8 protein-coding genes are annotated in these 9,349 nt (G+C 71.0%); 1 reads left to right on the forward strand and 7 read right to left on the reverse strand.

All coding sequences use genetic code 11. The features are described 5' to 3' along the window. Nucleotides 1-671: 671 nt before the first annotated feature. Entirely contained in the window at nt 672-1,451 is a 780-nt protein-coding gene (locus tag ACVNF4_RS27615; protein ID WP_461805588.1) for an RNA polymerase sigma factor, read from the reverse strand. 227 nt (nt 1,452-1,678) lie between these two features. On the opposite strand from ACVNF4_RS27615, the gene ACVNF4_RS27620 reads away from it, so the two are divergent. Beyond that, nucleotides 1,679-2,524 carry a FadR/GntR family transcriptional regulator gene (locus ACVNF4_RS27620; protein ID WP_461805589.1) on the forward strand — a complete coding sequence of 282 codons (846 nt, stop codon included), beginning with the start codon at nt 1,679-1,681 and terminating at the stop codon, nt 2,522-2,524. Between the two features lie 9 nt (nt 2,525-2,533). Here ACVNF4_RS27620 and ACVNF4_RS27625 read toward each other — a convergent pair whose 3' ends face one another. The 6 genes from ACVNF4_RS27625 to ACVNF4_RS27650 form a co-directional block, all read right to left on the reverse strand. Continuing rightward, nucleotides 2,534-4,834 (reverse strand): ricin-type beta-trefoil lectin domain protein, encoded by a 2,301-nt coding sequence (locus ACVNF4_RS27625; protein ID WP_461805594.1) that lies wholly within the window; start codon nt 4,832-4,834, stop codon nt 2,534-2,536. Between the two features lie 68 nt (nt 4,835-4,902). After that, entirely contained in the window at nt 4,903-5,784 is an 882-nt protein-coding gene (locus ACVNF4_RS27630; protein ID WP_461805590.1) for a sugar phosphate isomerase/epimerase family protein, read from the reverse strand. 4 nt (nt 5,785-5,788) lie between these two features. Continuing rightward, a complete protein-coding gene (locus tag ACVNF4_RS27635) occupies nt 5,789-6,949 on the reverse strand; it encodes a substrate-binding domain-containing protein (RefSeq protein WP_461805595.1) in 1,161 nt (386 codons plus the stop codon). 22 nt (nt 6,950-6,971) lie between these two features. After that, nucleotides 6,972-7,943, reverse strand: coding sequence for an ABC transporter permease (locus ACVNF4_RS27640; protein ID WP_461805591.1), 972 nt, complete (start codon nt 7,941-7,943; stop codon nt 6,972-6,974). 1 nt (nt 7,944) lies between these two features. After that, a complete protein-coding gene (locus ACVNF4_RS27645) occupies nt 7,945-8,919 on the reverse strand; it encodes an ABC transporter permease (RefSeq protein ID WP_461805592.1) in 975 nt (324 codons plus the stop codon). Then, nucleotides 8,916-9,349: ATP-binding cassette domain-containing protein (locus ACVNF4_RS27650; RefSeq protein WP_461805593.1), on the reverse strand; the 434-nt coding region annotated here is incomplete at its 5' end. The genes ACVNF4_RS27650 and ACVNF4_RS27645, both read right to left, overlap by 4 nt.

The raw sequence follows: 9,349 nt of genomic DNA on the forward strand, positions 1-9,349 counted from the left end.
CGGCCGTCCACCCGCCCGGCACGATCCCCGCACCGGCCGCCGCCGCACCGGCGGCGAGGAGCCGTCTGCGTGTCACCTCGGACATGTCGTTCTCCCTTCAGGGGCCGGAGCGGGTCGCGGGCTTGGGCACTGGCAGGCCGCAGGTGAGAGCCGCCACGGCCTGAGCGCTCGCGTCGCCCGACCGGCCGCCACCGGAACCCTCCCGAAGCGTGGTCCGTGCCGGGTCCTGTGTCACAGGCCGGTCGGCGGGATGCCGAGCCGGCGCGGAGCTTGCCCGCTCCGCGCCGGCCCCCTCCCAGATCGCCCGTGCGGCAGGCATGTCAGCGTCATGCCGCTGCCGTGGCGTCTGGAAAGCCTCACTCCCGGGTGTCGCCCGGGTATCCGGTCAGCAGGCCGAGACGATGACGGCGGTTCGTTCATCACCGGCACCCAATCCGTTGATCGCTCTTCGGCTTTCGCTTTCACAGGCCATGAATTTTCACAGGTTGTGAATGGGGAGCGTCACGCGTCGACGACTAGAGATTGACAGACTGCCATGGTCCATTCAAGAGGTAAACCGTCGGTATATGCGGGCGACTTCGCACCACCTTTTCCAGCGGCGAATCGAAGTGCGGAACGCGTGTAATTCGCGGCGCTTTTCGTTATCGGCGGCCGACTCGAACGGTCGCCTCTCAGCGGAGCGCGCCCAGGGCGGCGATCAGCCGTTCCAGGGGTACCAGTTCACCGGCGGCCCGGCCGCAGTCCGCGCAGGTGCGGGTGTGCCGGGTGATGCGCTTGCGCCACAGCGTGCTCGGCACGCCGTCCCAGCCCCTCAGCGCGGCGGTCAGCCGGGGGCAGCGGGGGTCGGCGTCCAGCGCGGCCACGAGGTGCCGGCTCAGCTCCAGTTGGCCGCGCATCCGTTGGACGCGCACACCCGTGTGCGCCACGCTCGTGCCCAGTTCGGCCGCGAGCTTCGCCCGGGTCAGCCGGCCCGTGGTCTCCAGCCACCACAGCGACAGCAGCGTCCGGGCGTCCGGGTCGAGCCATCGGCTGGCGCGGACGGTCTCGCGCCGGTGACCGGACAGTTCGACGTGGATCAGGGCCAGGTTCTCGGCGTCGGCGTCCGGCGGGCCGGTCACGCGGTCGAGGGGGGCGGTTCGTTCGGCGTCCGCCCGGCGCCGGTGCAGGTGGGTGCTGATCTGCCGGGTCGCGATCGTGACGAGCCAGGACCGGAAGCACTCCGGGGCGCGCAGTGTGCGCAGTTCGGGCAGGGCCCGCAGCATCGTCTCCTGCACGACGTCGTCGACGTCGGAGGGCTCGCCCAACGCCCTGCGCACGATCGCGTACACCAGTGGCAGGTACGCCGTGGCCAGGTCGTCCAGCGCTCGTGGGTCGCCGGACTGCGCGGCGACGACCAGGTTCGTCTCGTCGGTTCGGGGGTGCTCGGCCGGTGGTGCCTCACGGCCCGTCATCGCCCCGGCCGTCCGCCGTCGACGCGTCTGCGGCGATCCCCGCCTCGTCGGGGATCCGTACGTAACGCCTCGGTCGCGAGGGTGCGGGCCCCGCGGTGCACAACCGTTCTCATCGATCCTCCATCCCATGAGGTCGAACGTCCCTTCCCCAGCCGCACCGTGAGAGAGGACGAGCCCGGCGGCCGAAGCCGAGGAGGAACGCAACTCGTATGACGTATGTAACTCGTATGACGTATGACGTCAACCGGATGGCGTACAGTTGGGCAGCATCCGTGGTGCGCCACGCGTCCCAGGGGGTGTCCATGACGGCTGCACCGCAGTCATCCGCAGGGGCTTTCGAGGCTCCCGCCTGGAGCCGGCGCCCGGCGAATCTCGCCGCCGCGCTCACGGCCGAGCTGGTGGAGCGGATCGTCCGCGGAGTCCACCCGTCCGGCTCGCCGCTCCCCTCCGAGCCCGTTCTCTGCAAGACCTTCTCGGTCAGCCGCACCGTGGTGCGCGAGGCGGTGAAGATCCTTCAGGAGAAGGGGCTGGTGCAGGTCCGGCAGGGCGCCGGTACGACGGTCACCCCGCCCGCGATGTGGAACATGCTCGACGAACTGGTCCTCGGCGCGACCATCGCCGAGGACGAGAGCCTGGCGATCCTCGACCACCTCGTCGCGACCCGCCGCGCGCTGGAGTCCGACATGGCGAACGTCGCCGCCCGCCTGGCGGACGCCGAGGTGCTGGAGCGGCTGCGCGCGCTGGTGGAGCGGATGGACGAACTCGTCGACGACCCCGCCGCGTACCAGGAGGAGGACCGGGCGTTCCACGACACCGTCATGCAGGCGTCGGGCAACCGCATCGGCCGTGCCGTGGTCCGCTCGCTGGAGCGCCAGGTCGTCGACTCCGCCCGGTACACGGGCCGCACCGGCCGCGCCTTCTGCGTCGCGTCCAACAACGGGCACCGGCACATCTACGAGCAGATCGCCTCGCACGACCCCGAGGGCGCGTCCGAGGCGATGTTCACCCACATCACCGAGGCGTGGGTGGTGCGCCGCAGCGGGCCGGGCGAGCCGACCCTGCTGCGGCGTTAGAGGCGGCTTCTACCGCATCGTCCACTGCTGGTTGGCGCCGGAGTGGCAGGACCACAGGTTGATCCGGGTGCCGTTGGCGGTGCCGCTGCCGCTGGCGTCGAGACACAGCCCGGACTGGACGCCGGTGACGGTGCCGTCGGTCCCCACGTTCCACTGCTGGTTGGCCTGCCCGTTGCAGTCCCAGACGATGACGGCCGTCCCGTTGGCCGTGCCGCCGCCGCTCGCGTCGAGGCACTTGTCGCCCGGGACGGTCAGCTGCTTGCCGGCGGTGTAGGTCCAGGTCTGGCCCACCGCGCCGGTGCAGTCCCACAACTGGGCCTGAGTGCCGTTCGCCGTACTGGAGTTGGGGAGAGACAGGCAACGCCCGGACTGCGCGCCCACGATCTGCCGGGCCGGCTGCGGGGTGGTGCCGCCCTGCGGTCCGGCGGACGCCATCACGTTCTGTGCGCCGGAGGGCCAGTTGCCGTTGGTGACCGTCGTGTTGCCGGAGACGACGTTGCCCCGGTCGCCGTTGGTCACGTTCGTGCTGCCGTTGGTGGACCAGTTGTCGGTGACGGTCCAGTTCCCCATGTTCTCGCCGCCGCCGTAGTTGGCCGTCGCCCACGTACCGGTGTTGGAGAAGACGTTGTTGGTGGCCTTGTAGTACTTGGAGCCCTCGTCGAAGTACAGCCCGAAGTATCCGTTGGTCCGCTGGCAGTAGTTCCGGCTGATCTGTGCGTTCGGGTTCCAGCCGAGCGTGTAGATGCAGCCGCCGTCGTTCATCTGCTGCATGACGTCGTGGATGTAGTTGCCGATGAGGCGGTTGCCGGACGCGGTGGTCGGCGTCGTGTAGCGCGGCTGGTAGTTGTACAGGCCGCGGTTCGCGTAGTGGTTGCTGCCGCCCGCGTCGTTGGAGCCCCAGCCGTATCCGATCGACATGCCGGAGTACGGCATGTTGTAGACCTCGTTCTGGGAGACGTCGGTGCCTGTGACGTAGGTGGTGAGGACGGAGACGATGCCCCGGTAGTCCGCCCCGAGGTCGTGGATGCGGTTGTTGCTGACGGTGATGTTCTTGTTGACCATGCGCTGGTCGCCGGGGTGGTGGGCGTCGGCCTGCACGCCGCCCACCAGGACTCCGCCGGCGGAGCTGCGGGCGATCTCCGACCGGGTCACCGTGATGTCGGCCGCGCCCAGACCGACGCCGCTGGCGTGCGCGTTGGCGTCGTTGCCGATGCCGATGGCCGTCTGGCCCAGGTTGACGAACCGGGAGTCGCTGAAGGTGATGGTGTTCGCGGCGGAGATCTGCACGGCGGCGGGCATCTGCTGCCAGTGCGGCCGGGCGGCCTCGAACTGGGTGCAGCCGCTGTGGCAGGAGTCGAAGCCGGGCCAGTTCCAGGTGCCGGAGATGTAGGCGCCGGTCTGCTGGTCCGCGTACCCCTGGTTACTGCTGGGGCCGAGCCAGCTCGTGCCGGTGAAGGTGATGCCGCTGAACGTGATGTGGTGCGCGGGCTCGCTGTAGGTGCCGCCGAGGTTCACCAGGGACTGGAGCGTCGGCAGCTCCACGTCGGCGGTGCTCATGTTCTGTCCGGCCAGGGGTTTGTAGTACAGGGTTCTGGTGGTGGGGTTGAGGTACCACTCGCCGGGCGCGTCGAGGAATTCGTACGCGTTGGCCAGGTAGAGCGGGCCGGCCCGGAACGGCCTCATGAGGGTGTCGTAGCCGAAGTTGTTGTTGTTCCACGCCGGCTGCTGCATCGTCAGGAAGTTGCCGCTGATGCTCTGCACCGGTGAGTAGCGGTCGGTGAAGGAGTTGACGCCTTCCACCTCGACCCGGTTCTGGTTCGCGAGGTTGTTCAGGTAGCCGAGTGCGCTGCTGGTGAACCTCATTCCGGTGCTGGAGGCCGTGAAGTCGGCCCGGTTGACCTGGGTGCGGGCGCGGGTGGCGATGGCGCCGTCGACGTAGAGCTGTCGGGCGTCGACGCCTGCGGGGACGTCGGCCTTCCAGATGTTCTTGCCCGAGTCGGCCACCGTCCAGCCGGTGATCGCGCGGGCGCCGGTGATCACCGGGCGGGCGGACGGGGCGGCCTGCCACTTGACGGTGTGGCCGTTCGAGCCGGAGTCCTCCGCCGTCAGCCGGAAGGGCTGGGCCAACCGGTACACGCCGTCGGCCAGTTGGACGACGATGTCGTCGGACATGGAGTCGTTGAGGGAGCGCACGGCCGTCTGCGCGCCCGTCAGTGAGCACGGCTGCGCGCTGGAGCAGTCGGTGCCGGTGCCGGTCGGTGAGGCGTACAGGGTGAGGGGGGCCGCGGCGGCGGGGGCGGGGAACGCCACCAGGGCGGTCGCGGCGAGACCGCCGGTGGCCACTGCGGTCAGCAGCCGCCTTCGGAGCGTGAGGGGCGTCAGTGGGGTGGACACGTTGTCTCCTTAAGGGCACTCAGGACGGTGCGGAGGTAGGCCAGCCCGTCCCGGGCGAGAGCGTCCTGCGTCGGGGCGAGCGGGCGCCAGATCGAGGCGGCGGTGGCGATGGACGCGTTCTGCGCGGTGAACGACTCGATGCACACCGCGCCGCCGTAGCCGGCCTTGGCCAGGCCGCCGAGGAAGCGCGGCCAGTCGAAGTGGTCGGCGCCCGGTGCACCCCGGTCGGTGCCGCTGACCTGGACGTGCTTGATGTGCGGGCCGGCCGTGCCGAGCGCCCCGTAGGGGTCGGCCTCCTCGATGTTCATGTGGTAGGTGTCGATCATGAGGCCGACGTTCGCGGGCAGGCCGTCGATCAGCTCCACCGCCTGCTCGACCGTGTTGACGACGCTCGTCTCGTAGCGGTTGAGGGCCTCCACGCCGATGCTCACGCCCCGCTCCCCCGCGTGGTCGGCCACGGGTCGCAGGGCGCGGCGGACGTCCGCGTAGCAGGTCGCGCGCTCCCCCGGTGTCATGCGCCAGGTCCGGCCCACCGAGGCGTAGACGGGGCCGCCGACGCAGGGGGCGCCGACGGCCGCCGCGTGGTCCACGCAGGTTCTCAGGTAGGCCGCGGTGGAGGCGACGGTCTCCGGGGGCGCGTTGACGAGGTCGCGTCCGGGTGAGGTGACGGCGCAGACGCCGGCGGCGCGCAGACCGTGGGCCGCGAGGAGGTCCCGGGTGCGGGCGGGGTCCCAGTCGCCGGGGTGCTCGACCGGCAGCTCGACCGCGTCGAACCCGAACGCGGCGATGCGGGGCACCAGTTCGGCCAGGGCCGCGTCGTCGACCGGCGAGGCCCAGACCCACGGGTTGACGCCGATGGGGTGCACCGGGCTACTTCCAGCGCCGTGGGTAGTCGGGCAGGCCGGTGCAGCCGCACATCGCGTAGTGCAGGGGCGGCATGGTGGGGTCGACGTACTCGTCCAGGTTGTCCTGGGTGATGACCGGCTGGGGCAGCTTCCAGGGGTTCGGCACCGGCCTGCCGTCGAGGATCTTCAGCGCGGCGATGACCGGGGTGCGCCACTGGTAGGTGGGGTAGGTCGGGGCGATCGCCGTGAGTTTCTTGTCCTTCCACAGTTTCAGGAAGTCGAGCTGGTCCTCACCGTTGATCGGCGGGACGGGCTTGCCGGCGTCCTCGAACGCCTCGACGGCCGCGCCGGCGACCGCTCCGGCGTCCATCCAGACGCCGTCGATCGTGCCGTACCGCTGGATGTAGTCGTTCACGATCTTCTTCGTCCTGGCCGGGTCGCCGTCGGTGAACTCGACGCCGACGACGTCGACGCCCGCCTTGTCGAAGGCGATCTTCGCGGCGGACCAGCGGGTCTCCAGGACGTCGACGCCGGGCAGGATGCGCAGCGCGAGGACCTTGCCGCCCGGCTTGGTCCTCGCGGTGACGAACTCGGCCGCGACGTGGCCGAATCCGTAGCCGCCGATCGGGTTGATGAACGTCACCGGGCAGGTCGTGTCGACGCCCCGGTCGAAGACGACGACCGGCAGGCCCTCGGCGCACGCGGCCTCCACGGCCGGGGTGAGGGTCGCGGTGGTGTTCGGCGAGACGATGAGGGCGTGGCAGCCCTTGCCCAGCAGGTCGTTGATGTCGGCGATCTGCTTCTGGTCCTTGCCCTCGGCGTCGAGGTGGACGAACTCGGAGATCCGGTCGCGGTGGGTGTCCACCTCGGCCTGCATGGTCTTGAAACCGACCTGGCGCCAGGGGTTGTTGAGCCCCGCGTTGGAGAAGCAGATCTTGTACGGTCCGGGCTTCTTGTACTTCGCGGTGTCCGCCATCGCCGGGTCGAGGGCCTGCTCCCAGGGTTTGCCGGCCGGTCCGGTGGGGGTGGCGTCGAGGAGGGCGAGCTGCCGGTCGTAGTCGGCCCGCACGAAGAACTTGGACTGCCGGCCGGTGCCTTTCGAGGGTGTGCCCGATGCGCCGGTGGAGGGTTCGTCGGTCGAGCAGCCGGCCAGCACCAGCAGGCTGCTGACGGCCAGCACCGTCATGGAATGTCTCACTGAATCCCCTTCATCCGGACGGGAGTCGGTAGGACGCCGCTGCCACGGCGAGCAGGATGATCGCGCCCTGGACGGTCGGTTCGAGGGCGCCGGAGACGCCGTAGAAGTTCATGAGCGTGAAGAGCGTCTCCAGGGTCAGCGCGCCCAGCATCGCGCCGACGACGGACCCGCGGCCCCCGCCGAGCGCGACCCCGCCGAGGACGGCCGCGGTGATCGCGCCGAACTCCAGGCCCGCGCCCGCCTGGAACGACACTCCGCTGTATCCGCCGATGAGGATCGCCGCGAGGGTGGCGGCGACCGCGCTGAGGACGAACGCCAGGGTCTTCGCACGCCACACGCGCACACCGCTCAGCTCGGCGGTGCGCGGGTTGCCGCCGACGGCGGTCAGGGTGCGGCCGAAGTCGGAGCGCGTCAGCACCAGCGCCACAGCGGCCACCGCCAGCAGGACGAGCAGGGCGTACGGGATCCGCTCCACCACGGGCACGTTCTCGAAGCCCGACCGGCCGATCCGGCGGAACCCCTCGGAGAGGCTGCCCTTCGGGGCGCCGTCGGACCACAGGTACACGGCGCCGACGAGGATCAGGAACATGCCGAGGGTCGTGATGAACGACGGCACCCGCAGCCGTGTGGTGACGAGGCCGTTGACGAGGCCGACGGCGACGCCGAACGCGAACAGGAGGACGGCGACGGGCCAGCCGGCCGCCGGGTCGCCGTCGATCAGCCGGGCGGCGACGACCACCTGTGCGGTGACCAGGGAGCCGACGGACAGGTCGAGTTCGCCGGAGACGATCACGAAGTACTGGCCGGCGGCGAGCAGCACGACCGGCGCGGAGCGGCCGAGGAACGCCGTCAGTGACGGCGGTGAGAGGAAGTCGGGCTGGCGGGCGGTCAGCAGGGCCAGCAGCGCCACCAGGATCACGACGATCGGTGCGAGGGAGCCTGAGCGGAGGTCGAACAGCCGTCGTGCGCGCGCGATCCGCATGCTAGGTCGCCTTCCGCAGCGCCCGGCGGGCGTGGACGGCGACCGCCGCGATGATGATCACACCGCGGATCACCTGCTTGAAGAACACGTCGGCCTCCAGTTGGTTGAAGACCGCGTCGATGCTCGCGAGCAGCAGCACACCGCCGACCGTGCCGACGACGCCGCCGCGCCCGCCGGCCAGGGCGGTGCCGCCGAGCACGACCGCGGCGATCGACTCCAGGTCGTACAGCCCCTCGGTGCCGACCCTCGGTGCGCCCGCGCCGAGCCGGGCGGCGAGGTAGACCCCGGCGAGGCCGGCGCACAGGGCGCACAGCACATGCGCGGTGACGAGGACCCGGTTGCCCCGTACCCCCGAGAGCCGGGCGACCTGCGGGTCACCGCCGACGGCGATCAGGTGGTGGCCGAAGCGGGTGCGCGTCAGGACGAACCAGGCCGTGGCGGCGGTGGCGAGCAGCAGCAGGAACGACACCGGCACCGGGCCGAGGCGCTGGTACCCGAGGCCCTGCACGAGTGCGGGTGCGGTCTTGCCGGCCGGGCCGTCGTAGCCGTTGTCGAGGTATCCCTTCAGCAGCAGCCCGACGCCGACGGTCGCGATGAAGGGGTTGATCCGCGCCAGGGTGACGAGCAGGCCGTTGACGAGGCCGATCGCGGCGGCGACGGCGAGCGTCAGGGCGATCGCCGGGACCAGTGCGCCGTCGTCACCGGCCATGGTCTCGGCGGCGACGAGGGTGCTCAGGCTGACCACGTACGCCACGGACAGGTCCAGCGAGCCCCCGACGACGACCAGCGTCTGGCCGACGGCGACGAGGCCGAGTCCTGCGGCGACGTGCAGCAGGCTCACGGTCGTCGCCTGGCTGAACAGCCGTCCGCCGTCGAGGGTGACGACGAGCCAGCCGGCCGCGAGGGTGAGGGCCAGGGCGACGAACACGCCGGGCGGGGTCGGGCGGGCCGGCGGGGACAGCGCGCCGCCGCTCATCCGGCCGTCTCCCGTACGGTGCCGACCGCCAGCCGCATGACGTCCTCCTCGCTCGCCCCGGCGGGCAGTTCGCCGGCGATCCGGCCGTCGCGCATGACGGCGATCCGGTCGCTCATGCCGAGCAGTTCGGGCAGTTCGGACGAGACCATCAGCACGGCGGCGCCGCCCTGGGCCAGCCTGCGGACGAGGTCGTGGATCGCCGACTTGGCACCCACGTCGATGCCGCGGGTCGGTTCGTCGAAGAGCAGGATCCTCGGGGTGAGCGCGAGCCATCGGGCCAGGACGGCCTTCTGCTGGTTGCCGCCGGACAGGAAGCGGATCTCCTGGTCCTCTCCCGCGGCGCGCAGTTCGACGGCGGCGAGGAGGTCCCGTATCCGCGCGGTCCGGGCGGCTCGGCCGGTGCGGGCCGGGTGCAGGGCGCGGCCGGCCA

The sequence above is a fragment of the Streptomyces sp. S6 genome (genome assembly GCF_054880855.1).